Source organism: Streptomyces odontotermitis (genome assembly GCF_050510915.1).
Lineage (GTDB): Bacteria > Actinomycetota > Actinomycetes > Streptomycetales > Streptomycetaceae > Streptomyces.
In genome coordinates this window covers 479,715-502,725 of sequence record NZ_JBNJLS010000001.1, presented here as the reverse complement: position 1 = coordinate 502,725, position 23,011 = coordinate 479,715, and the positions used below count along the sequence as shown (strand labels likewise).

The 23,011-nt window shown below is 73.4% G+C and carries 19 protein-coding genes; 13 read left to right on the top strand and 6 right to left on the bottom strand.

Translation table 11 applies throughout. The features are described from left to right. The first annotated feature begins 1 nt into the window (after position 1). From ACQB60_RS02350 to ACQB60_RS02325, 6 genes are all read left to right on the top strand, one after another. The gene (locus ACQB60_RS02350) at positions 2-4,561 is read left to right on the top strand and encodes a beta-ketoacyl synthase N-terminal-like domain-containing protein (RefSeq protein ID WP_496924090.1); all 4,560 of its coding nucleotides are present in this window, start codon (positions 2-4) and stop codon (positions 4,559-4,561) included. Continuing rightward, positions 4,558-4,866 carry a phosphopantetheine-binding protein gene (locus ACQB60_RS02345; protein ID WP_496924089.1) on the top strand — a complete coding sequence of 103 codons (309 nt, stop codon included), beginning with the start codon at positions 4,558-4,560 and terminating at the stop codon, positions 4,864-4,866. The genes ACQB60_RS02350 and ACQB60_RS02345 overlap by 4 nt, the downstream gene beginning before the upstream one ends. Continuing rightward, positions 4,863-5,663 (top strand): alpha/beta fold hydrolase, encoded by an 801-nt coding sequence (locus ACQB60_RS02340; RefSeq protein WP_496924088.1) that lies wholly within the window; start codon positions 4,863-4,865, stop codon positions 5,661-5,663. Before ACQB60_RS02345 ends, ACQB60_RS02340 begins: the two co-directional genes overlap by 4 nt. Further along, complete coding sequence (locus tag ACQB60_RS02335) at positions 5,660-6,808, top strand: glycosyltransferase (protein WP_496924087.1); 1,149 nt, start codon at positions 5,660-5,662, stop codon at positions 6,806-6,808. The genes ACQB60_RS02340 and ACQB60_RS02335 overlap by 4 nt, the downstream gene beginning before the upstream one ends. Positions 6,809-6,927: 119 nt before the next feature. Then, a complete protein-coding gene (locus tag ACQB60_RS02330; RefSeq protein WP_496924086.1) occupies positions 6,928-7,992 on the top strand; it encodes a class I SAM-dependent methyltransferase in 1,065 nt (354 codons plus the stop codon). Next, on the top strand, positions 7,989-8,756 hold the full coding sequence (locus tag ACQB60_RS02325) for an SDR family NAD(P)-dependent oxidoreductase (protein ID WP_496924085.1): 768 nt from the start codon (positions 7,989-7,991) through the stop codon (positions 8,754-8,756). Before ACQB60_RS02330 ends, ACQB60_RS02325 begins: the two co-directional genes overlap by 4 nt. A 70-nt stretch (positions 8,757-8,826) precedes the next feature. Here ACQB60_RS02325 and ACQB60_RS02320 read toward each other — a convergent pair whose 3' ends face one another. Further along, positions 8,827-9,687 (bottom strand): class I SAM-dependent methyltransferase, encoded by an 861-nt coding sequence (locus ACQB60_RS02320; RefSeq protein WP_496924084.1) that lies wholly within the window; start codon positions 9,685-9,687, stop codon positions 8,827-8,829. A 73-nt stretch (positions 9,688-9,760) separates the two neighbouring features. Beyond that, on the bottom strand, positions 9,761-10,978 hold the full coding sequence (locus ACQB60_RS02315; RefSeq protein ID WP_496924083.1) for a bifunctional adenosylcobinamide kinase/adenosylcobinamide-phosphate guanylyltransferase: 1,218 nt from the start codon (positions 10,976-10,978) through the stop codon (positions 9,761-9,763). A gap of 120 nt (positions 10,979-11,098) precedes the next feature. Here ACQB60_RS02315 and ACQB60_RS02310 point away from each other — a divergent pair, with 120 nt between their 5' ends. After that, positions 11,099-11,305 carry a hypothetical protein gene (locus ACQB60_RS02310; protein ID WP_496924082.1) on the top strand — a complete coding sequence of 69 codons (207 nt, stop codon included), beginning with the start codon at positions 11,099-11,101 and terminating at the stop codon, positions 11,303-11,305. Between the two features lie 75 nt (positions 11,306-11,380). Here ACQB60_RS02310 and ACQB60_RS02305 read toward each other — a convergent pair whose 3' ends face one another. After that, positions 11,381-12,442: a S1C family serine protease gene (locus ACQB60_RS02305; RefSeq protein WP_496924081.1), complete on the bottom strand. Its 1,062-nt coding sequence runs from the start codon at positions 12,440-12,442 to the stop codon at positions 11,381-11,383. 174 nt (positions 12,443-12,616) lie between these two features. Here ACQB60_RS02305 and ACQB60_RS02300 point away from each other — a divergent pair, with 174 nt between their 5' ends. Beyond that, entirely contained in the window at positions 12,617-13,348 is a 732-nt protein-coding gene (locus ACQB60_RS02300; RefSeq protein WP_496924080.1) for a hypothetical protein, read from the top strand. A gap of 72 nt (positions 13,349-13,420) precedes the next feature. On the opposite strand, the gene ACQB60_RS02295 is transcribed toward ACQB60_RS02300, so the two are convergent. Beyond that, on the bottom strand, positions 13,421-14,128 hold the full coding sequence (locus ACQB60_RS02295; RefSeq protein ID WP_496924754.1) for a class I SAM-dependent methyltransferase: 708 nt from the start codon (positions 14,126-14,128) through the stop codon (positions 13,421-13,423). Between the two features lie 137 nt (positions 14,129-14,265). Then, entirely contained in the window at positions 14,266-14,892 is a 627-nt protein-coding gene (locus tag ACQB60_RS02290; RefSeq protein WP_496924079.1) for a DUF3043 domain-containing protein, read from the bottom strand. A 267-nt stretch (positions 14,893-15,159) separates the two neighbouring features. Here ACQB60_RS02290 and ACQB60_RS02285 point away from each other — a divergent pair, with 267 nt between their 5' ends. The 5 genes from ACQB60_RS02285 (at position 15,160) to ACQB60_RS02265 (ending at position 21,800) form a co-directional block, all read left to right on the top strand. Next, positions 15,160-15,951 carry a PspA/IM30 family protein gene (locus tag ACQB60_RS02285; protein ID WP_496924078.1) on the top strand — a complete coding sequence of 264 codons (792 nt, stop codon included), beginning with the start codon at positions 15,160-15,162 and terminating at the stop codon, positions 15,949-15,951. Positions 15,952-15,970: 19 nt separating this feature from the next. Then, the gene (gene pspAA / locus ACQB60_RS02280) at positions 15,971-16,249 is read left to right on the top strand and encodes a PspA-associated protein PspAA (protein WP_384841808.1); all 279 of its coding nucleotides are present in this window, start codon (positions 15,971-15,973) and stop codon (positions 16,247-16,249) included. A 216-nt stretch (positions 16,250-16,465) separates the two neighbouring features. After that, on the top strand, positions 16,466-17,791 hold the full coding sequence (locus ACQB60_RS02275; RefSeq protein WP_496924077.1) for a sensor histidine kinase: 1,326 nt from the start codon (positions 16,466-16,468) through the stop codon (positions 17,789-17,791). Continuing rightward, positions 17,788-18,468 (top strand): response regulator, encoded by a 681-nt coding sequence (locus ACQB60_RS02270; protein WP_496924076.1) that lies wholly within the window; start codon positions 17,788-17,790, stop codon positions 18,466-18,468. The genes ACQB60_RS02275 and ACQB60_RS02270 overlap by 4 nt, the downstream gene beginning before the upstream one ends. Before the next feature lie 176 nt (positions 18,469-18,644). Further along, positions 18,645-21,800 carry an efflux RND transporter permease subunit gene (locus ACQB60_RS02265; RefSeq protein WP_496924075.1) on the top strand — a complete coding sequence of 1,052 codons (3,156 nt, stop codon included), beginning with the start codon at positions 18,645-18,647 and terminating at the stop codon, positions 21,798-21,800. Here ACQB60_RS02265 and ACQB60_RS02260 read toward each other — a convergent pair. Further along, a complete protein-coding gene (locus tag ACQB60_RS02260) occupies positions 21,755-23,011 on the bottom strand; it encodes a multidrug effflux MFS transporter (protein WP_496924074.1) in 1,257 nt (418 codons plus the stop codon). The two genes, ACQB60_RS02265 and ACQB60_RS02260, sit on opposite strands and share 46 nt — an antisense overlap.

Here is a 23,011-nt window from a genome sequence, read left to right as displayed (position 1 = left end):
CATGAGCGGATCCCAGACGCAGCAGGCCGGTCCGGCCGCGACGCCGGTCGCGATCGTGGGGATGGCGGTGACCCTGCCGGGCGCCGGCGACCTCGACACGTACTGGCACAACGTCCGCACCGGCGCCGACGCCATCTCCGAGGTGCCGAAGGGCCGTTGGGACCCCGAGTACTACCGCCCGGACGCGCCGGACCGGGAGAACGGCGGGACGGGGAGCCCGGACGCGATCTACTGCCGCCGCGGCGGCTTCGTCGACGGGCTGTCCGCGCTCGCCGAGTTCGACCCGACGGCCTTCGGCATCATGCCGGGCTCGGTCCCCGCGACCGAGCCGGACCAGCTCATCGCGCTGCGCACCGCGGCCGCCGCCATCGCCGACGCGGGCGGCCGGCTGCCCGACCCCGCGCGGGTCGGCGTCGTCCTCGGCCGCGGCGGCTATCTGACGGCCGGCATCGCCCGCCTCGACCAGCGCGTGCGCACCTCGGGCCAACTGATCCGCACGCTCCGGGAGTTGCTGCCCGACCTCGACGAGGAGCGCCTCACCGACATCCGTACGGCGTTCTGCGACGCCCTCGGCGGCCCGCAGACCCCCGAGTCCGTGATCGGCCTCGTGCCCAACTTCGCGGCGTCCCGCATCGCCAACCGCCTGGACCTGCGCGGCCCCGCGTACACCGTCGACGCGGCCTGCGCCTCCTCGCTGGTCGCCGTCGACCACGCGGTGGCCGAACTCGCCTCCGGCCGCTGCGACGTGATGCTGGCCGGGGGAGTCCACCACTGCCACGACATCACCCTCTGGTCCGTCTTCTCCCAGCTGCGCGCCCTCTCCCCGTCGCAGCGCATCCGCCCCTTCCACCGCGACGCGGACGGCGTCCTGATGGGCGAGGGCACGGGCGTGGTCGCCCTCAAGCGCCTCGACGACGCGGTCCGCGACGGCGACCGGATCTACGCCGTCGTACGAGGCGTCGGCATCGCGGGCGACGGCCGGGCCGCGTCCCTGGTCAACCCCGACCCGGGCGGCCAGGCCCGGGCGGTCCGGCTCGCCTGGCAGGCGGCGGGCCTCGACCCGGCCGCCCCCGGATCCCTCGGCCTCCTGGAGGCCCACGGCACGGGCACGCCGAACGGCGACAGCGCCGAAATGGCCACGCTGGCCGAGGTGTTCGGGGCCGCACACGGTGGCCGCCCGGACGCGGTGATCGGCTCGGTCAAGTCGATGATCGGCCACACGATGCCCGCGGCGGGCGCGGCGGGCCTCATCAAGGCGGCCCTGGCCATCCACCACGGCGTCCTCCCCCCGACCCTGCACTGCGACGACCCCCACCCGGACCTCCTGCCCACCCGCTTCCGCCCCCTGAACGAGGCGCGCCAGTGGGAGGGGGAGGTCCGCAGGGCGGGCGTGAACGCGTTCGGCTTCGGGGGGATCAACGGCCATGTGGTCCTGGAGTCGTTCGACCGTCGTGGGCAGGCGTCCCGTACGGCGGGCCCCGTCCCGAGCGGCAAGGCCGCCCACGTGGCGGAGCCGGACGTCCTGCTGCGCGCGGCGGCGAGAACCCCCGCGGAGCTGGCGCGTTTGCTGGACGCAGACGACGCAGAGCTCCGCGCCAGGGCAGACACCCCGGGCGAGGGCACAGCCCGAGTGGCGATCCTCAACCCCACCCCGAAGCGCCTCGCCCTCGCGAGGAAGGCCGCCGCGGCGCCCCGCCACTGGGGCGGCAGGAGCGACGTCTGGCTGGCCCCCGAGCCCCTCCTCGGCCCCGGGCCGGGCCAGGGCAAGGTCGCCTTCCTCTACCCCGGCCTGGAGGCCGACTTCACCCCCCAGGTCACGGACGTGGCAGCCCACTTCGGCCTCCCCCGGCCGGAAGGGCTGGACGCCGAGGTGGGCCACGTCGCCGAACACGGCGCCGCCGTGGTCCGCGTGGGCCGCCTCCTGACGGAGGCCCTGCGCCGCATCGCCGTCACCCCCGACGCCGTCGCGGGCCACAGCGTCGGCGAGTGGACCGCCATGGTCGCGGCGGGCATCTTCGCGGACGACGAGGTCGACGCGTTCCTCCGGGACTTCGACCCCGCGGCCCTCCGCGTCCCCGGCCTCGCCTTCGCCGCCTTCGGCGCCCCCGCCGCCCAGGTCTCGGCCGCCCTCGCGGACCACCCCGGCGTGGTGCTCTCGCACGACAACGCGCCCCGCCAGTCCATCGCCTGCGGCCCGTACGGCCAGGTCCAGTCCCTCGCGGAGAGGCTGCGCGACGACGGCGTCCTGGGCCAGGTGCTGCCCTTCGAGTCCGGCTTCCACACGCCGATGCTGGCGCCCTACCTCGGGCCCATCGAGGAGGCCACCGGCCGCTTCCGGCTGCACCGGGCGAAGGTCCCGGTGTGGTCCGGCACCACCGCGTCGGTGTTCCCCGCCGAGGAGCGGGCGGTGCGCGAGCTCTTCGTGCGGCACCTCCTGGAACCCGTGCGGTTCCGGCAGCTCACCGAGGCGCTGTACGCGTCCGGGGTACGGGCGTTCGTCCAGCTCGGCACCGGCCAGCTCCCGGCCCTCGTCGGCGACACCCTCGACGGCCGCGACCACCTCGCGGTGAGCGCCAACTCGGCCCGCCACAGCGGGATGTCGCAGCTGCGCCGGGTGGCGGCCGGTCTGTGGGCGTGCGGCGCAGACCCGGACCTGACCGCCCTCGCGGCCCCGTCCAGGGATACGGGTTCCAGGGGCGCCGTCTCGCACACGGTGCCGCTGGACCTCGGGGCGGGCCTGGTCTCGCTCGACTCCGAGGTGCGGGACCGGCTCCGCGCGAGCCTGCGCGGGGGCGCCCGAAAGGATCAACTGGCGGCCGTTTCGGCCCAGTTCCCCGCGGCTTCGGAGCTCCGGACACTCCTCGACGACACGGCCGCCGTCGCCGCCGAACTCTTCGCCGCACGCGGCTCGTCTCCGGCCCACCCACCCGTTGCCCGGCGACTGCCGGCCCCCGAGCCCGACGTGGCGGCCCCCCGCGTACCGGCGGCGCCCCGGGAACCCGTAACGCCCCAGGAACAGCCGGCCACTCTCGACATCAGCATCGACGCGATGCCCTACCTCCGCGACCACTGCTTCTTCGACCAGCCCGCCGACTGGCCCGACATCGCCGACCGCTGGCCCGTCGTCCCCGCGACGACCATCGTGCAGCTGATGGCGGACGCCGTCGCCGACCGCACCGGACAGGTGCCCGTAGGCATCCGTGACGCCCGGTTCCTGGAGTGGGTCGTCGCCGCGCCCGCCACCACCGTGGAGCTCGACGTCACCGAGTCCGCCGAGGCCCCCGGCCACCACGCCGTCTCCTTCGGCCGCTACGCCCGCGCCACCGTCGAGACCGCCCCCGCCCACGGCCACCGGCGGCCCCCCGCCCCCTGGCCGCCGGTCACCCCCGAGTGGACGCCCGCCACCACCGCGCAGGAGATGTACGACGAGCGGTGGATGTTCCACGGGCCCCTCTTCCAGGGGGTGACCAGCGTCGAGGCCGTCGGTGACCGGCACGTGCGCGGCACCCTCGTCGCGCCGCCCGCGCCCGGCGCCCTGCTCGACAACGTCGGGCAGCTCCTCGGGTACTGGCTGATCGCCACCCACACGGACCGCACCGTCGTCTTCCCCGTGGGGATCCGGCACGCCCGGTTCTTCGGGCCGCACCCGGAGCCCGGCGCCGAGCTCGACTGCCGCATCCGGATCACGGCGCTGACCGAGACCGTCCTGGAGGCCGACGTCCAGCTGGTGCGGGACGGCACCGTCTGGGCCGAGCTGACGGGCTGGCAGGACCGGCGCTTCGACTCGCCCGCCCGCGTCGACCCGGTCAAGCGCAGGCCGCAGGAGAACACCCTCTCCGACGAGCAGCCGGGCGGCTGGCAGCTGGCCTTCGAGTACTGGCCCGACCCCGCGTCCCGCGACCTGATGATGCGCAACCAGCTCGCGGGCGCGGAGCGCGCCCAGTACGCCGCCCACCCGCCGCGCGGCAAGCGCCAGTGGTTCCTCGGCCGGATCGCCGCGAAGGACGCCGTGCGCCGCCACCTGTGGGCGCACCACGGCGCCGGGCCGCTCTACCCGGCCGAGGTGCGCATCGGCAACGAGGAGAGCGGACGCCCGTACCCCGAAGGCGTCAACGGGCTCCGACTCCCGCCGCTCTCCCTGTCGTTGGCGCACTGCGCCGAGGCCGCCGTCGCCCTCGTGCGCGGGGCGGGGCCCGTCGGCATCGACATCGAAGAGATCGCCGAGCGCCCCGACGCCACCTACGACGCCGTCCTCGCCCCCGCCGAGCAGTCCCTCTTCGACGTGCTCGCCGAGGCCGACGGCGACCGGACCCGCGTCCTGACCCGCTTCTGGGCCGCGAAGGAGGCCGCCGCCAAGGCCGAGGGCACCGGCATGGGCGGCCGCCCCCGCGACTTCACGGTGACCGCCGCCCCCGACGGCGGTCTCCGCGTGCGCACTCCCACGGGCCGCACCCACCACGTGCGGCTCACCGAGACCGCCAACCCGCCGGGCCTGCCGCCCCGCGCCTATGTCGTCGCCTGGACCGAACCGATCGACTCCCCACAGGAGACCGCACCATGACCAGCCCCGCCCGCCCCACCACCGCTCCCGTCGACGAGACCACGATCCTCGCCGACCTCACCGACGCCCTGCGCAGCGTCCTCGACGACGCCGAGCTGGAGGCCACGCCCATCACCCTGGAGACCCGGTTCGTCGAGGACCTCGACCTGGAGTCCATCGACCTGGTCACGCTCACGAGCGAGCTGCGCCGGCGGTACGGCGACCGCGTGGACTTCCCGGCGTTCTTCGCCTCCCTCGAACTCTCCGAGATCATCGGTCTCTCGGTGGGCCAGGTCGTGACGTACGTCAGCGGGCAGCTGCGATGACCGCCGTCGAGGCGGGCGGCGCGCGCCTCAACGTGGAGCGGCTCGGCACCCCGGGCGGCGAGCCGGTCGTCCTGGTGCACGGCATCGCCACCGACAACCTCACCAGCTACTACTTCACCGTGGCCCCGGCCTTCGCGGCCGCCGGCTACGACGTCGTCATGTACGACCAGCGGGGCCACGGCCGCAGCGCCCGGCCCGAACGGGGCTACGGCATCGAGGAGTTCACCGCCGACCTCGGCGCGCTCCTCGACGAGCTCGGCATCGACCGGCCCGCCCACCTGATCGGGAACTCCTTCGGCGGCACCGTCGCCCTCGACTTCGCCCTGCACCACAGCCACCGCGTCGCCAGCGTCCTCGCCGTCGAGTCGGAGCCGCCGACCGCGCCCTGGGCGCAGAAGATGAGCCGGCTGCTCGCCGGATCCGCGTACCAGCTGCGCGACGAGCGCACCCTGCCGTGGATCGAGGAGCGCTACGGACGCCACGAGGCCCGCCTGGTGCGCTGGGCGCAGCGGCTGCTGCACGGCACGAGCATCGCCGACGACATCGCCGCGAGCCGCATCCCCGACGAGGAGCGCTGGCGCGGCCTGGACCTGCCCGTGCTCGCCATGTACGGCGCCAACTCCGACCTCGCGGTCCTCGCGCCCTGGCTGGAGGGGCTGCTGCCGCGCTGCCGCACCCTCCTCGTCGAGGGCCACGGCCACTCGGTCCTCGTGGGCACGCCGAAGACCGTGGAGCCGATGCTCCTGGAGTGGGTGCGCACCGGGCACCGGGAGCTCGCGGGGGTGGCGACGCCATGAGCCGCTTCCTGTTCGTCGTGCCGCCGCTGGTGGGGCACATCAACCCGCTGGTCGGGGTCGCCGCCGAGCTCACCGCGCGCGGCCACCGGGTCGCCTGGGCGGGCCTGCCGCGCGTCGTCGAGGAGCTCACCCCGGCCGAGACCGAGGTATACGCGTGCGCGGTCCCCGAGAACGTGGAGCGGCCGCCCGAGCTGCGCGGCGTCGCCGCCCTGCAGTTCCTGTGGCAGGAGTTCTTCGGGCCGCTCGCCCGGGCCATGGCGCCCGGCGTCGAGGCGGCGGCCGAGGAGTTCCGCCCCGATGTCGTCGTCGCCGACCAGCAGGCCCTCGCGGGCGCCCTCGTCGCCGAGCGGCTCGGTCTCCCGTGCGCCACGTCGGCGACCACGTCCGCCGAGTTCAGCGGGGCCCTGGAGAGCATGCCGAAGGTCGAGGAGTGGATCGGCTCGCTCCTCGGCGACCTGCGCGCCGAGCTCGGGGACGCGCGGCGCACGCACGACCCGCGCTTCTCGCGCGACCTCGTCCTCGCCTTCACGACCAGGGAGTTGGCGGGGGAGTGCCGCCACGAGAGCCCCGTGCAGTGGGTGGGGCCCGCCATCGCGGAGCGGCCCGCGCCCGACTTCCCGTGGGAGTGGCTCGACCCCGGGCGCGCCCTCGTCCTGGTCTCGCTCGGCACCGCCAACGCCGACACCGGGGCCCGCTTCCTCGCCGAGTGCGCCACCGCCGTCCGCGAGCGCGCCCCCCGGCTCCAGGCCGTCGTCGCCGACCCCGGCGGCGTCCTCGACACCGGCTCCGACGCCGACGTCCTGATCGCCCACCGGGTGCCCCAACTCCCGCTCCTGGCAAGGGCGTCCGCCGTCGTCTGCCACGCCGGGCACAACACCGTCGCCGAGTCCCTGTGGCACGGCGTCCCGCTCGTCGTCGCGCCCATCCGGGACGACCAGCCGGTGGTCGCCGCGCAGGTCACCGGGGCGGGCGCGGGGGTGCGGGTGCGGTTCGGGCGGGCCGGGCGCACACAGCTGGGCGCCGCCCTCGACGCCGTCCTCGCCGAACCCGCGTACGGGGCCGCCGCGCGCCGCGTCCGCGACTCCTTCCGCGCCGCGGGCGGGGCCGCCGCGGCCGCCGCCCACCTGGAGAAGCTCGCCGTCTGACCCCCGCCGCCCGGCAGTCCGCCGCCCCACAGTCCGTCGCCCCACAGCCCGCCGTCCGACAACCCGCCGTCCGCCCCACGGCGCGCCCCCACCCCGTACGCAGACCCAGGAGTACGACCATGGACCTCGCCCAGCAGGTCGCCGAACGCCGCCCCGCCTACCTCTCCGAACTCGCCCAGGGCACCGACCGGTTCCACGAGCCGCGCCGCGCCGACTGCCCCTGGTGCGGCTCGCGACGGCTGCGCACCCGGCTGCGCACCACCGACCTCCTCCAGCACAAGCCGGGCCGGTTCGTCGTCGACGAGTGCCGCGACTGCGCGCACTCCTTCCAGAACCCCCGCCTGAACCCGGAGGGCCTGGACTTCTACTACCGCGACTTCTACGACGGGATCGGCGCGAAGAACGCGGAGCGGACCTTCGCCAACGGCGGCAGCCGCAAGCGCTACCTCGCCAGCGCCCGCGCCCTGCGCGTCCACGACGAGCCGGAGAGCTGGCTGGACGTCGGCACCGGCCACGGCCACTTCCCCGCCACCGCCAAGGAAGTCCACCCGTACACCGCCTTCGACGGCCTCGACCTGAGTGACGGCGTCGAGAACGCGAAGCGGGACGGGCGCATCGAGGAGGCCCACCGGGGGCTGCTGCCCGAGCTCGCCGCCTCCCTCGCGGGCCGCTACGACGCGATGAGCATGTTCCACTACCTGGAGCACTCCACGGACCCGCGGGCCGAGCTGGTCGCCGCCCGCACGGTGCTGCGCCCCGGCGGCCACCTGATGATCGAAGTCCCGGACCCCGACTGCGGGTTCGCGAAGCTGCTCGGCAAGTGGTGGGTGGCGTACCTGCAGCCGCAGCACCTGCACCTCATGCCGCTGAAGAACCTCCGCCGCGAACTGGAGTCGCTCGGCTTCACGGTCGTCGCCACCGACCGGCGCGAGGCCCACGTTCCCGCCGACCTGACGGCCGCGCTGCTGCTGGTCCTCAACCACGTCCTGCCGCACGGCGACGACCCCTGGCGCCCGCGCCGCCCCTCCAAGCTGCACCTCAGGGCGCGGGCCGCGCTGTTCTGGTGCGCCGTGCCCGCGCTGCTCGCGACCCAGGTGGTGGACCGGCTGCTCGCGCCGCTCCTCAGCCGCCACGGCTTCGCCAACGCCTACCGGGTGATCGCCCGAAGGGGTGCCGACACGTGAACAGCCCTTACGCGGAGCGGGAGTTCGCGGGCCGCACGGCCCTGGTCACGGGCGCCGCCTCCGGCATCGGCCGCGCCGTCGCGCGCAGGCTGGCCGCAGGGGGAGCGGCCGTCGCCGTCGCCGACCGCGACGAGGAGGGCGCCGCCAAGGCCGCGGCGGAACTCACCGCGACCGGCGCGCACGCCATCCCGGTGCCGGTCGACGTCACCGACCCGGACCAGGTGCGCACCGCCGTGGAGACCACGGTCTCCGTCTTCGGCGCGCTGCACCTCGCGGTGAACAACGCGGGCGTCGCGGGCCCCACCGCGCTCACCGCCGACGTCGAACTCGCCGACTGGCGCCGGGTGGTGGACGTCAACCTGCACGGCGTCTTCCACTGCCTGCGCGCGGAGATCCCGGCGCTGCTCGCGGCGGGCGGCGGCGCCATCGTGAACATGTCGTCGGTGCTCGGCGCGAACGGCTTCATGGGCTCGGCCGCGTACAGCGCCGCCAAGCACGCCGTCGTCGGCCTCACGAAGACCGCCGCCATCGAGTACGCCGCCCAGGGCATCCGCGTCAACGCGGTCGGCCCCGGCTTCGTCGACACCCCCCTGCTCGCGGGCGCCGACACCGGCGTACGCGACCTGCTGACCTCCCTCCACCCCGCCGGCCGGCTCGGCACCCCCGAGGAGGTGGCCGAGCTGACGGTGTTCCTGCTGAGCGACAGGGCGTCGTTCCTGCACGGGGGCCACTACTTGGCGGACGGGGCGTACGCGGCGCAGTGAGAGGGCGCCCTGCAAGGGGCGCGGGGAACTGCGCGACCAGCCGAAACGGACCCGCAGTTCCCCTCCGGCCCTATCCGAAACGAACCTGAGTGACCGCAGGCGAAATGGACCGGAACATGGGCACCCGGTGCTGATGCTCGATCAGCCGCCCGAGCCGCCCGCGCCCGCGGGGCATGGTCAGGGCCCGCACATCCCGCACGGCGGGGTGGGCCGACCGCAGCTTCTCCCGCTCATCGGCCGCCATGGCCCACCGCATCGGCGGAATGGTGAGTCGGCCGACCTTCAGCCGGCCCTCCCTCGTGGCCTTGGTGACCCACCGCGGCATGGAGTCGAGCACCATCTCCCCGCCCGGCAGCCGCTCGGCGCACGCGGCGATGATGTCCCGCACCTCGCCCGGACGCAGATACATCAGCAGGCCCTGCGCCGTGACGATGACGCCGTTGTCCCGGTCCCTGACCCGGTCCAGCCAGCTCAGATCGGTCGCCGAGCAGGCCACGACGTGGTGGCGCGGGCTCGCGGGCAGCAACTGCTCGCGCAGCGCGGCCACTTCGGGCAGCTCGACGCTCAGCCACTGCAGGCGGCCGTTGTCGGTGCGCCAGAACCCGGTCTCCAGGCCCTCGCCGAGCGCCACCACGGTCGCGTACGGATGCGCGGCGACGTACTCCTCGACGGCCCGGTCGAAGGTGACCGACCTGAGCCCCTGCACCTGAGAGAAGAGCGGGTGCGGGGGCCCGAGCCGCTCCTCGAAGGGGTAGTCGATGGCGTCCACGAGCTCCAGGGCCATGGGGTCGTGCAGCACGGAGTCGGGGCGCCGGGCCTCACAGGCGCGGTTCCACAGGGTCCACAGCAGGGTCTCGGGCACCCCGTCGAGCCGGGGTCTCACTCTGGCGTCGGCTGCGGCCACGTCGGGCCGCTCTTCGGCGATGGTCATAAGAGCAGCTCAGGGCAGAGGCCCCGGCCGGGGCAAGGCGACACGAGGGGCATCCGAGGGGCGTACGGGGATGTCAGCCACGTAGCGGCAGGGCCTGCCCCGCGACGACCAGCAGGACGTGCTCGCACTCCGCGGCGAAGGCCGCGTTCAGGCGGCCGAGTTCGTCCCGGTACCGCCGCCCCGAAGCAGTCGCGGGCACGATCCCGGAGCCCACCTCGTTGGAGACGGCCACGACGGTGCGCCGCGTCGCCCGCACCGCCTCCGTCAGTTCCTCGGCCCGCTTGCGCAGCGCCCGCTCCCCGCCGCCCGCCCACTCGGCGTCGTCCCAGGCGCCGACCTCGTCCATGGCGTGGGTCAGCCACAGCGACAGACAGTCGATGAGCAGGGGCGGCCCGTCCTCGGCGAGCAGCGGCACCAGGTCGCAGGTCTCGGCGGTCCGCCAGGACCCGGGCCGCCGCTCCCGGTGCAGGCTGACGCGCTGCGCCCACTCGGCGTCCCCGCCGCGCGTCCCGCCCGTGGCCACGTACAGCACGTCGGGGAAGGACTCCAGGCGCCGCTCGGCCTCCACGGACTTCCCGGACCGGGCGCCGCCGAGGACGAGGGTGCGGCGCGGCACGTCCGGTACGTCCTCATAGGCGCCGACCTGGAGCGTCGTCCCGTCCGGCACGGCCCGCGCCCCGGCCGCCGCGAGCCGGCGCGGCAGCTCGGCCCCCGGCGGCACCTCGTGGTCGAGGTGCACGGCGATCACGTCGGTGGTCGGGCCGACGTGCCCGGCGGCCCGCAGCCGCGCGAGCCCGTCCGGCCGCCCGACGACGTCGGCGACGACCATCTCGTACGGGCGTCCGCCCTCCGCGGGCCCCACGAGTCCCACGAGTCCCGCGGGCGCCCCGCCGGGCGGCAGATACAGCAGCCGCTCGCCCTCGGGCCCCGTGACCTCGTACCCGGTCCCCGGCGCGTCCATCGCCACCGCCCGCACCCGGTGCCCGGTCAGCAGCGCCAGCTCCCGCCCGTCGGGCACCCGACCCGGCTGCGGCAGGCCCGCAGGGACCTCGACGGCGGGCCCGTCGTGCGGATGGGAGAGCAGCACCTGCCGCACCCCGCCGAGCGTGTGCCCCGCCCGGGCCGCCGCGAAGGCGGCCCCCGGCGTCAGATCGAGCAGCAGCACCCCGTCGATCAACAGCGCGGTCGCGGCCCGCGCGGCAGGACCGAGCGCGGTCGCGCACACCGCGCAGGGGCAGCCGGGTCGGGGCAGTCCTTCGGGGGCTCCGGTGCCGAGCAGAGTCAGTTCCACGGGAAGATCCTCCCGCGTCGGCCGCGGGGGCGCGCGCCCGGATAGGCTTCTGGGCAGTTCGTTGGACGTGAACGGACGTGAACGCAACGGAACCGGTGACCGGGCGCTCGGGAGGCTGACATGACGGCATGGACGTGGCGGTTCGAGACGGCGGACGGGACGGAGGTCCAGCCCGCGGTGCAGCCCGAGGAGTTCACCACGCAGGGCGACGCGGAGTCCTGGGTCGGTGAGAACTGGAAGGCCCTCGCGGAGGGCGGCGCCGACCAGGTGACCCTGTTCGAGGACGCGACGGAGATCTACGGGCCGATGAGCCTGCACGCGTCATAGGACCCGCCCCCACAGGAACGGACCGAGGCGCCCGGCGAGCACGATGCCGGGCACCTCGTCATGCGCGGGGGACCTCTACATCTCGCCCAAGGTCACTTCCGCACTCTTCTCCGCGCCGTCCCGCACATACGACACCTTCACCTTGTCCCCGGGCTTCTCCGCGGCCAGCGCCTCCGACAGGGACGTGATCGTCGTGATCTCGTCGTCCCCGAGCCGCGTGATGATGTCGCCGGGCTCCAGCCCCGCCTTGTCCGCGGCGCCGTCCTTCTGCGCGTTGACGACCGCGACGCCCGCGGGCTTGTAGTCGTCGCCCAGGACCGTGCGGCCCGTGATGTCGAGCGCGGCCCGCCCCGAGTCCGTGACCTTGCCGTCCTTGACGATCTGGCCGGCCACCGTCGTCACCATCGACGAGGGGATGGCGAAGCCGATGCCGGGCGCGGCGCTGTCGCCCATGTCCGGGTCGGTCGCGGCGAGCGTGGGGATGCCGATGACCTCCCCGTCGAGGTTCACCAGGGCGCCACCGCTGTTGCCCGGGTTGATCGCGGCCGAGGTCTGCACCATGTTGGCGATCGTCGCGCCGGTGCCCCCGCCGGAGCGCCCCTCGCTGACGGTCCGCCCGGTCGCGGAGACGATGCCCTGCGTCACGCTGGAGGACAGTCCGAGCGGTGAGCCCATCGCGAGGACGATCTGCCCGACCTCCGCCTTCGTGGAGTCCCCGAACTTCGCCGCCTTCAGCCCGCTCGGCGGGTTGTCCAGCTTGATGACGGCGAGGTCCTGGTCGGGGTAGGCGGAGACCAGCTTCGCGGCGAGCGGCTCCTTGCTGGTGGCCGTCGTCACCTTGAAGTTCTTCTCGTTGCCCACGACATGGGCGTTGGTGACGATGTGGCCCTTGTCGTCGTAGACGACGCCGGAGCCGAGGCTGTCGGCCGCGTCGATCTGCACGACCGACGGCAGCACGTCCTTGATCACTTTCTGGTAGTCGTCCTGCAGATCGCTCGCCGCCATCGGCGCGGCCTGTGTGGTCGACGAGGAGGAGCTGTCCGAGCCGCCGCCGGCACACCCGCCGGCCAGTGCGACGGCGCAGACGGAGGCGGACAGGGGCAGCAGCAGGGAGCGACGCATACGAGAGGGCTTCATGCCCTGAGTGTCTGGTTTGTCCGCTCGCGCCGCCCTGCGATAGGGGGCCGATCAGGGGGTGAGGGCGAGGGCGGCCGATCGGGGCATTGCCCTTTCGTTCAATGGTGGAGCGCGAGCGCCGGTCCCTACGGTGAGCAGGGTTCGACGCACGCCTCAAGTAGATGGGAGACGAGTGTGACGTTCACTCGTCGTGTCAGCACTCACGTCTGTGCCCTCGCCGTCGGAGCCGCCGTCCTGACGCCGCTGGTGGGCACCGGTTCGGCCCAGGCCAGCGCCGGGGACACGGCCACGGCCGGTGCCGCCGAGAAGGCGGCCGTAGCCGCCGAGGCGGGCGGGTTCCACTCGAAGAAGGGCAAGCTCACCTGCCGCAAGAAGGGCGAGACGGCCTGGATCTGGGACTCGGCCGCGGGCGCCTCGCGGGTGTCGTGGAAGCCGAAGGGCGGCCACCTGGTGTCCCGCGTGTGGCGGCACACGCCCGACGGCGTCTCGACGCGCACCATCCCGACCTGGCGCAAGAACGTCACGTGGAAGGTCACGTCGCACTACGGCAACGGCAAGAACCTGAGCAAGGTCTACGGCTACTGCAGCAAGACGGGCTGGCGGGTCGGCAAGAAGTCGAGCGGCCTCGGCCAGAAGAAGACCGGGGTCAAGCGCTGCCCCGCGGGCAAGACGGTCTACATCTCGTCCGGCGGCATCGGCAACATCGTGCACAAGTTCAAGCCGGTGGGCGGCGGTTCGGTGCGCACCCACGCCTTCGGCGGCTCGCAGCAGATCCTGGTGACGGACCGCGCCACCCCGACCGAGCTGCGTGCGGTGAAGTACTCCGCGCAGGCGTACAACATCAAGCACGCCGTGCCCAACGCCAAGATCGGGCGCGTCGAGCTGAAGTGCATCAGTAAGTACTGACGGCCCGGAATCCGTCGCCGTCCTGGCCGTGGGGGCAGGGGCGGCGACGGTGCCGTTCGGCGGGCGTGGGGCTCAGCCCCGCACCCCGCACAGATGCAGCAGCGCAGCCACCCTCCGGTACGGGTCCGTGCGCCCGGCCCGTTCCTCGGCGGCGATCAGCAGTTCCAGGTCACGCTCCGAGGGCGGCGCGGCCCCGTCGGGCGCGGTGTCGGTGAACACCCGCACCCCGTACCAGGCGTGCAGGGGCGCCGCGATGCCCGCGAGCGTCGAGGTCAGCGTCCCGAGCCGGTCGGCCCTGGCCTGCAGGCCGAGCCGGTTGGTGTACGTGTCGCCCTCGAAGGCGGACAGCGCCCCCGCCCAGTCGCCGCTCAGGCCCGGCCGCATGGCCAGCGCGTCCCCGTTGCGCACCAGGACGGACAGCAGACCGCCGGGCGCCAGCATCCGGGCGAGCCCCGCGAGCAGCGCGTCCGGCTCCTCGACGTACATGAGCACCCCGTGGCACAGCACCACGTCGAAGCTGCCCGGCAGGAAGTGGACCCCGGTCTCCCTGCCGTCCCCCTCGACGATCCGCACCCGGCTCCGGATGCCCTCGGGCTCCTCGGCGAGCGCGGCCCGCGCCGCCGCGACCATCTCCGCGTCCTGCTCGACGCCCGTCACCTTGTGCCCGGCCCGGGCCAGCCGCAGCGCCTGGGTGCCCTGTCCCATGCCGACGTCGAGCACCCGAAGGCGCTGCCCCACGGGGTAGCGCGCCACGATCTGCTCGTCCAGCTGCCGGGCCACCAGCTCCTGGCGTACGACATTGCGCCCGCCCGTCTCCCGCCACCACCCTTGCAAGGAAGCGCCGCGCGCCTTTTCTTCTCCGCCCAGCCCGCCGAGCCAGGTCGTGGCCGCTCCGCCCCCGGAACCGTCCGGCGCCGTCAGGGCCGCTCTCCGCGCTTGACCTGCGGCTTCGGCAGGCGCAGGCGACGCATCTGGAGGGTGCGCATGAGGGCGTACGCGACGGCGCCCTTCTTCGGCTGGTCCGGGAAGCGCTCGTTCAGGCGCTTCTTCAGACGGAAGACCGTGGCGACGGAGTCGACGATGATCAGGACGATCACGGCGAGCCACAGCAGCAGCGCGATGTTCTGCAGCTGCGGGACCCGGACCATGCTCAGGACGAGGATGATCACCGCGAGCGGCAGGAAGAACTCGGCGATGCAGAACCGCGAGTCCACGAAGTCGCGCGCGAACTTGCGCACGGGACCCTTGTCACGCGGCGGCAGATAGCGCTCGTCGCCGCTGGCCAGGGCCTCGCGCTGCTTGGCCATCTGGACGCGCCGCTCGTCGCGCTGCCGCTTCGCGGCCTCCTTGCGCGTCGTCGGCGTATTGGCCACGCTGCGGCGCTGCGACTGGGCCTCGCTGCGCTTGGGGGTGGGGCGGCCCTTGGGGGCCTGCGGGTCACGGGGCTGCTTGGAGTCGGTCACCGGCGCCTTGTCGGCCGGGGCCTTCTCTTCCTTGGATCGGCTACGGAACACAAAAGCCAAGGGTACGGGGTGCACAGGCATGGACCCCCTTCCCGCGGGGAACGATCCGGCAACACCGGGCGTCTTCACTAGGTGTCCCATACACACCAAAGGGGCGTCGGGGCAGGTATGCCTCCCTGTTACAGGGGTGCACCTACTCCCTACGCCGGAGCGGGGCCGGACGCAGTCGTCCTTGGGGATGAGCGCATCCGCTCGCGAACAGTGCGGTAATGGATGCAGACCCCGTACCGTGGGTTCTGTTGCAGTACCTGGAGCTGGAAGTCCGTCAGAAGGGGGCGCGCGAAGCCCATGAGCGGTGTCATGAAGCGTATGGGGATGATCTTCCGCGCGAAGGCGAACAAGGCCCTTGACCGGGCCGAGGACCCGCGCGAAACCCTCGATTACTCGTACCAGAAGCAGCTTGAGCTCCTGCAGAAGGTGCGTCGCGGCGTCGCCGACGTGGCGACCTCCCGCAAGCGCCTGGAGCTGCAGCTGAGCCAGCTCAACAAGCAGTCCTCGACCCTCGAGGACCAGGGCCGCAAGGCCCTCGCGCTCGGCCGCGAGGACCTGGCCCGCGAGGCGCTCTCCCGCCGCGCCGCGCTCCAGCAGCAGGTGACGGACCTGGAGACGCAGCACCAGACCCTCCAGGGCGAGGAGGAGAAGCTCACCCTTGCGGCCCAGCGCCTCCAGGCCAAGGTCGACGCCTTCCGTACGAAGAAGGAGACGATCAAGGCCACGTACACCGCGGCCCAGGCGCAGACCCGCATCGGCGAGGCGTTCTCCGGCATCTCCGAGGAGATGGGCGACGTCGGCATGGCGATCCAGCGTGCCGAGGACAAGACCGCTCAGCTCCAGGCGCGGGCGGGCGCGATCGACGAGCTCCTCGCCTCCGGCGCCCTCGACGACCAGTCGGGTATGGCCAAGGACGACATCCAGGCCGAGCTCGACCGCCTCTCCGGTGGTACGGATGTAGAGCTGGAGCTGCAGCGCATGAAGGCCGAGCTGGCCGGGGGCTCCACCCCGCAGCAGGCCATCGAGCCCGGCCAGGGCGCGCCGCAGACCCAGCAGCCGCAGGACACCCCGCGCTTCGACAAGCAGTAACGCGTCCGAGGAGGGCGACATGATCGTACGGATCATGGGGGAGGGGCAGGTGAAGCTGGCCGACAGCCACTTCGCCGAGCTGAACAAGCTGGACGACGAGCTCCTGGAGGAGATGGAGAACGGCGACGGACCGGGCTTCCGCCGCACGCTCTCCGCACTCCTCGACAAGGTCCGCGAACTGGGCGAGCCACTCCCCGACGACGCCCTCGAACCCTCCGAGCTGATCCTTCCGTCGCCTGACGCGACGCTGGAAGAGGTCAGGGAACTGCTCAGCGACGACGGCCTGATCCCCGGCTGACACGCCTCGGCCGACCCCGCGTCGCGGAGCAACGGGTGGTCGGGTGGGAGAAGTCGAGCCGCGAAGCGGCGAGAACACCACGTCGTACGGGGCGAGGAAGTCAGAGGCTCAACCCGACGCAGCCGGGGGCGCCCCACCCACCACGGCGCCCCCAAAGGCAACAGTGCCCCAACTCCCCATCGCCGGGCGCCCCGAGCCCCCCGTAACGTTGACGGCGTGACCAACATTCAACGAGTCCGCTGCGCGGCCAAGGCGCACCCCCACGCCGTGGACGCCGCCCTCGCGCTCGGCGTACTCGTCTGCATGGTCATCGGCTCCTTCGTGGGCCCCTACGGACAGCACGGCCCCACCTGGGGCACCCACGCCCCCGACGCCTTCAGCCTGACGCTGATGGTGCTCGGCGCCGGTGCCCTGGTCTACCGGCGCCGGGCACCCTGGCCCGTGCTCGCCGCCACCGTCGCCGTCTCCCTCGTGGAGCTGATCACCGAGGGCAGCCAGCAGCGCGCCCCCGTCGTGATGTGCGCGGTCATCGCGCTCTTCACCGTCGCCTCCACCACCGACCGCCCCACCACCTGGCGGGTCGGCCTCATCACGATGACCCTGCTCACCGCGGTGGCGATGCTGGTCGGGCCGCTGCCCTGGTACGCGCAGGAGAACCTCGGCATCTTCGCCTGGACGGGCATGGCCGCGGCCGCCGGCGACGCGGTGCGCAGCCGTCGCGCCTTCGTCGACGCCATAAGGGAGCGCGCCGAGCGGGCCGAGCGCACCCGCGAGGAGGAGGCCCGCCGCCGGGTCGCCGAGGAGCGGCTGCGCATCGCCCGTGACCTGCACGACGTGGTCGCCCACCACATCGCCCTCGTCAACGTCCAGGCGGGCGTCGCCGCGCACGTCATGGACAAGCGCCCCGACCAGGCCAAGGAAGCCCTCGCTCACGTGCGCGACGCCAGCCGCTCCGCACTGGGTGAACTCCGCGCCACCGTCGGCCTGTTGCGCCAGACCGGCGACCCCGAGGCCCCCACCGAACCCGCCCCGGGCCTGGAGCGCCTCGACGAACTCGTGGACACCTTCCGCAACGCGGGCCTCCCCGTCGAGGTGGCCCGCGGCGACGGCGGCCCCGCCCTGCCCGCCGCCGTGGACCTGGCCGCGTACCGCGTCATCCAGGAGGCCCTCACCAATGTGCAGAAGCACGCGGGCCCGGACGCCAAGGCCGAGGTGAGCGTCGTCCACGTGGGCCCGAACGTGGAGATCACGATCCTCGACGACGGCCCCGCGGAAGGGGACCGCCCCGCCGAGAGGCCGGACGGCCCGCACAAGGAAGACGGCGAGGACAGCATCGGCGGCGGCCACGGCCTCATCGGCATGCGCGAACGCGTCGCCGCCCTCGGCGGCCGCATCACCGCGGGCCCCCGCTACGGCGGCGGCTTCCGCGTCCATGCGATCCTTCCCGTCGCCACGGACAAGACCCCCCGGTCCACCGATCCCCGCTCCACACCCCCCAGTTCCACCGCCCCCCGCTCCACACCCACAGGAGACACCGCGTGACGATCCGCGTCCTGCTCGCCGACGACCAGGCCCTGCTGCGCAGCGCCTTCAAGGTCCTCGTCGACTCCGAGCCCGACATGGAGGTCGTCGGCGAGGCGTCCGACGGCGCGGAGGCCGTCCGGCTCGCCAGGGCGGGGCGGGCCGACGTCGTCCTGATGGACATCCGCATGCCGGGCACCGACGGACTCGCCGCGACCCGCATGATCAGCGCCGACCCCGAGCTCGCCCACGTCCGCGTGGTCATGCTGACCACCTTCGAGGTCGACGAGTACGTGGTGCAGTCGCTGCGCGCCGGGGCCTCCGGCTTCCTCGGCAAGGGGGCGGAACCGGACGAACTGCTCGGCGCGATCCGGGTCGCCGCGGCCGGTGAGGCGCTGCTCTCGCCCGTCGCGACGAAGGGGCTCATCGCCAAGTTCCTCGCGCAGGGCGAGAGTTCACAGGAGGCGGACCCGGCGCGCGCGGAGCGCCTCGGCGCACTCACCGGCCGCGAGCGCGAGGTCCTCGTCCAGGTCGCGGGCGGCCACTCGAACGACGAGATCGCCGAGCGCCTCGAGGTCAGCCCGCTCACCGTGAAGACGCATGTGAACCGGGCGATGGCGAAGCTCGGCGCCCGCGACCGGGCCCAACTCGTCGTGATCGCGTACGAATCGGGCCTGGTACGTCCAAGGGTGGAGTGAGCGGCGGGACTGCGTACTGCGCCCGTAGTAGGCGTCGCACAAGAACCGGACCTGGGTGCGACGTGGGCGCCCGCATCGATGGCTGAAGGTGTACGGGGCGGGCCTTCCTCGACGGACCGCCACCTGCCGCGTCCGCGAAGCACGGCGCACCCCACACGCCACAGAGAGAGACCCCCATGTCCTGGCTGTCCCGGTTCAGCCTCGCCCAACGGGCCCTGGTCGGGCTGATGTCGATCATCGCGATCGTCTTCGGCGCGATCGCCATCCCGCAGCTCAAGCAGCAGCTGCTGCCCTCCATCGAACTGCCGATGGTGTCCGTTCTGGCCCCGTACGAGGGTGCGTCCCCCGATGTGGTCGAGAAGCAGGTCGTCGAGCCGCTCGAGGACAACATCGACGCGGTCGACGGCATCAAGGGCATCACCTCCACGGCGAGCGAGGGCAACGCCGTGATCATGGCCCAGTTCGACTACGGGGACGGCTCCAAGCAGCTCGTCGCCGACGTCCAGCAGGCCGTGAACCGCGCCCGCGCCGAACTCCCCGACGACGTCGACCCGCAGGTGGTCGCGGGCTCCACCGACGACATCCCGACCGTCGTCCTCGCCGTCACCTCGGACAAGGACCAGCAGGCCCTCTCCGACCAGCTGGACAAGACGGTCATTCCGGCCCTGAAGGACATCGACGGCGTCGGCCAGGTCACCGTCGACGGCGTGCGCGACCTCCAGGTCAACGTCACCCCGGACGACCGGAAGCTGGCCAAGGCGGGCCTGACCCCGGCCGCGCTCGGCCAGGCCCTGCAGGCGGGCGGCGCCACGCTCCCGGCGGGCTCCTTCGACGAGGACGGCAAGAACCGCACCGTCCAGGTCGGCGGCGGCTTCACCTCGCTGCAGCAGATCGAGGACCTGCGCGTCACCCCGGAGGCCGAGCCCGGCGGCGCCCGGGAGCCCGGCAAGCCGGTGCGCGTCGGCGACGTCGCCACCGTCAAGCAGCAGCCCGCGACGGCCACTTCGATCACCCGCACCAACGGCGCCCCGAGCCTCGCCGTCGCCGTCACCATGGACCACGACGGCAGCGCGGTCGCCATCTCGGACGCGGTCAAGGACAAGCTCCCCGAGCTCCGCAAGGACCTCGGCTCCGGCGCGAAGCTCACGGTCGCCAGCGACCAGGGCCCGGCCGTCGCCAAGTCCATCGAGGGCCTGACCACCGAGGGCGCCCTCGGCCTGGTCTTCGCGGTCCTGGTGATCCTGGTCTTCCTGGCGTCGATCCGCTCGACCCTGGTCACCGCGGTCTCGATCCCGCTCTCCGTGGTCCTCGCCCTGATCGTCCTGTGGACGCGGGACCTCTCCCTGAACATGCTCACGCTCGGCGCCCTGACCATCGCGATCGGTCGCGTCGTCGACGACTCGATCGTGGTCCTGGAGAACATCAAGCGCCACCTCGGCTACGGCGAGGAGCGCCAGGAGGCCATCCTCAAGGCGGTCCGCGAGGTCGCGGGCGCCGTCACCTCCTCGACCCTCACCACCGTCGCCGTCTTCCTGCCCATCGGCCTGGTCGGCGGGATGGTCGGCGAGCTCTTCGGCTCCTTCAGCCTGACCGTCACGGCGGCGCTCCTCGCGTCCCTGCTGGTCTCGCTCACGGTGGTGCCGGTCCTGTCGTACTGGTTCCTGCGGCCCCCGAAGGCGATCCGCGGGGCCGACCCGGAGGAGGCCCGCCGCAAGGCCGAGGAGAAGGAGGCCAGGAGCCGCCTCCAGCGGATCTACGTCCCCGTGCTCCGCTTCGCGACCCGGCGCCGCCTCACCAGCCTCGCCCTCGCGATCGTGATCCTGGTCGGCACCTTCGGCATGGCCCCCCTGCTGAAGACCAACTTCTTCGACCAGGGCGAGCAGGAAGTCCTCAACATCAAGCAGGAGTTGAAGCCCGGCACCAGCCTGTCGGCGTCCGACGCCTCCGCGAAGAAGATCGAGAAGATGCTCGCGGGCATCGACGACGTCAAGGACTACCAGGTCACGGTCGGCTCGTCCGGCTTCATGGCGGCCTTCGGCGGCGGCACCGACACCAACCAGGCGTCGTACACGGTGACGCTGAAGGACAAGGCCGACTACGAGAAGGTCCAGGACCGCATCGAGGAGGGGCTCGACGGGCTCTCCGGCGTGGGCCGGACCACGGTCTCCGCGGGCGACGGCTTCGGCAGCCAGGACCTCAGCGTCGTGGTGAAGGCCGCCGACGGGGACGTCCTGCGCAAGGCGTCCGAGGAGGTCCGCGCCGAGGTCGCGACCATCAAGGACGTCACGGACGTCACCAGCGACCTCTCGCAGTCCGTCCCGCGCATCTCGGTGAAGGCCAACGCCAAGGCGGCCGGGGCCGGGTTCAACGACACCACGCTCGGCCAGGCCGTCGCCCAGGCCGTGCGCGGCACCACCAGCGGCAAGGCGATCCTCGACGACACCGAGCGCGACGTCGTGGTGAAGTCGGCGAAGCCCGCCAAGACCCTGGCCGAGCTGCGCGACCTCAAGCTCGGCCAGGCGCGGCTCGGCGACATCGCCGACGTGAAACTGGTCGACGGTCCGGTCTCGATGACCCGCATCGACGGCGCCCGCGCCGCGACGATCACGGCGAGGCCGACCGGCGACAACACGGGCGCCGTCAGCGCCGACCTGCAGAAGAAGATCGACGCCCTGGACCTCCCGAAGGGCGCCACGGCCGACATCGGCGGCGTCTCGCAGGACCAGGACGAGGCGTTCGCCTCGCTGGGCCTCGCGATGCTCGCGGCCGTCGCGATCGTCTTCATGCTCCTGGTCGCGACGTTCCGCTCGCTGGTCCAGCCGCTGATCCTGCTGGTCTCCATCCCGTTCGCGGCGACGGGCGCGATCGGCCTCCTGGTCGCGACCGGCACCCCGATGGGCGTCCCGGCGATGATCGGCATGCTGATGCTCATCGGCATCGTGGTCACCAACGCGATCGTCCTGATCGACCTGATCAACCAGTACCGCAGGCAGGGTCACGGCACGGTGGAAGCGGTCATCGAGGGTGGCCGCCACCGCCTCCGCCCGATCCTCATGACGGCCCTGGCGACGATCTTCGCCCTGCTCCCGATGGCCTTGGGCATCACGGGCGAGGGCGGCTTCATCGCCCAGCCGCTCGCGGTGGTGGTGATCGGCGGCCTGATCTCGTCGACGCTGCTCACGCTGCTCCTCGTGCCGACGCTGTACGCCATGGTCGAGCTCCGCAAGGACCGCAGGCGCGCCAAGCGCGAGGCGAAGCGGGCGAAGAAGGCGGGCACCGTCCCGGCTCAGTCGGACACCGACTCGGGCGACCCGGAGCCCGCGCAGGTCTGATCGCGCGCGACCTCCACGACGGGGCGCTCCTCCACCAAGGGGGCGCCCCGTCCGCGTACGCCGAGGACCAGCGCGAGCAGCGCCGCGACGCCGCACACGCTCATCCCCAGGAACAGCGGCACCGCCGTCCGCTCGCCACCGAGCCCCACCAGCGGCGCGACCACCGCGCCGAGCCCGCTCTGCGCCGTGCCGAGCAGCGCCGAGCCCATGCCGGACGCCCCCGGCACCCGGGCGAGCGCGAGGGCCGCCGCATGGGCCACGACGAGCCCGAGCCCCGCGCACACCACGGCGAGCAGCACCAGGACCCCCACCACTGTCAGCAGCCCCGCGAGGGCGAGCACGAGCAGCGCGACCGAGCCCCCGAGCATCGCGAACAGCCCGCCCCGCAGCAGCCGTTCGGGCCCGGTCCGCCCCACGACCCGCGCCCCCACCGCACTCGACAGCGTCGCGACGACCGCCCCGCCGGAGAACGCCACGGACGAGGCCCCGACCCCCATGCCCAGCACGTTCTGGAGCAGGAACGGCGACCCGGCGATGTAGCAGAAGAGCATCCCGAACCCGAAGGTGAAGGCGAGGGTGTACGCCACATACTCCCGGTCGCCCGCGACCTCCCGTACCGCCGCGGCCACCCGCCGCACCCCGCCCGCGAGCCGCCGCTCCTTCGGCAGGCTCTCCGGTACGCCGACCAGGACCGCCGCGGTCACCAGCAGGGACACCCCGGCGAGCACCCAGAACACGCCCCGCCACCCGGCGGCCCCGATCACGGCACCGCCCGCGAGCGGCGCGAGGATCGGCGCGATCCCGGCCAGGGTCATCAGGATCCCGAACAGCCGCGCGGCGACGGCCCCTTGGGCCACGTCCGTCACCACGGCCCGGCTGATCACCACGCCCGCGGCCCCGCTGAACCCGGTCACGAACCGCAGTGCGACCAGCCACCCCAGCGAGGGCGCCACGGCGCACAGCGCGGTCCCGACGGTGCACACGGCGGCCCCGGCGAGCAGCGGCCCGCGCCGGCCGTACCGGTCGGAGAGCGGCCCGAAGACCAGGTGGCCAAGGGTCATGCCGACCAGGAACGCGGTCAGCGTGAGCTGCACCCCGGAGGCGTCGGTGCGCAGCTCGGCGGCCATGCGGGGAAAGGCGGGGAGATACATGTCGGTGGAGAGCGGACCGATGAAGCAGAGCAGCGCGAGCGCGCCGGTGAGCACGGGCAT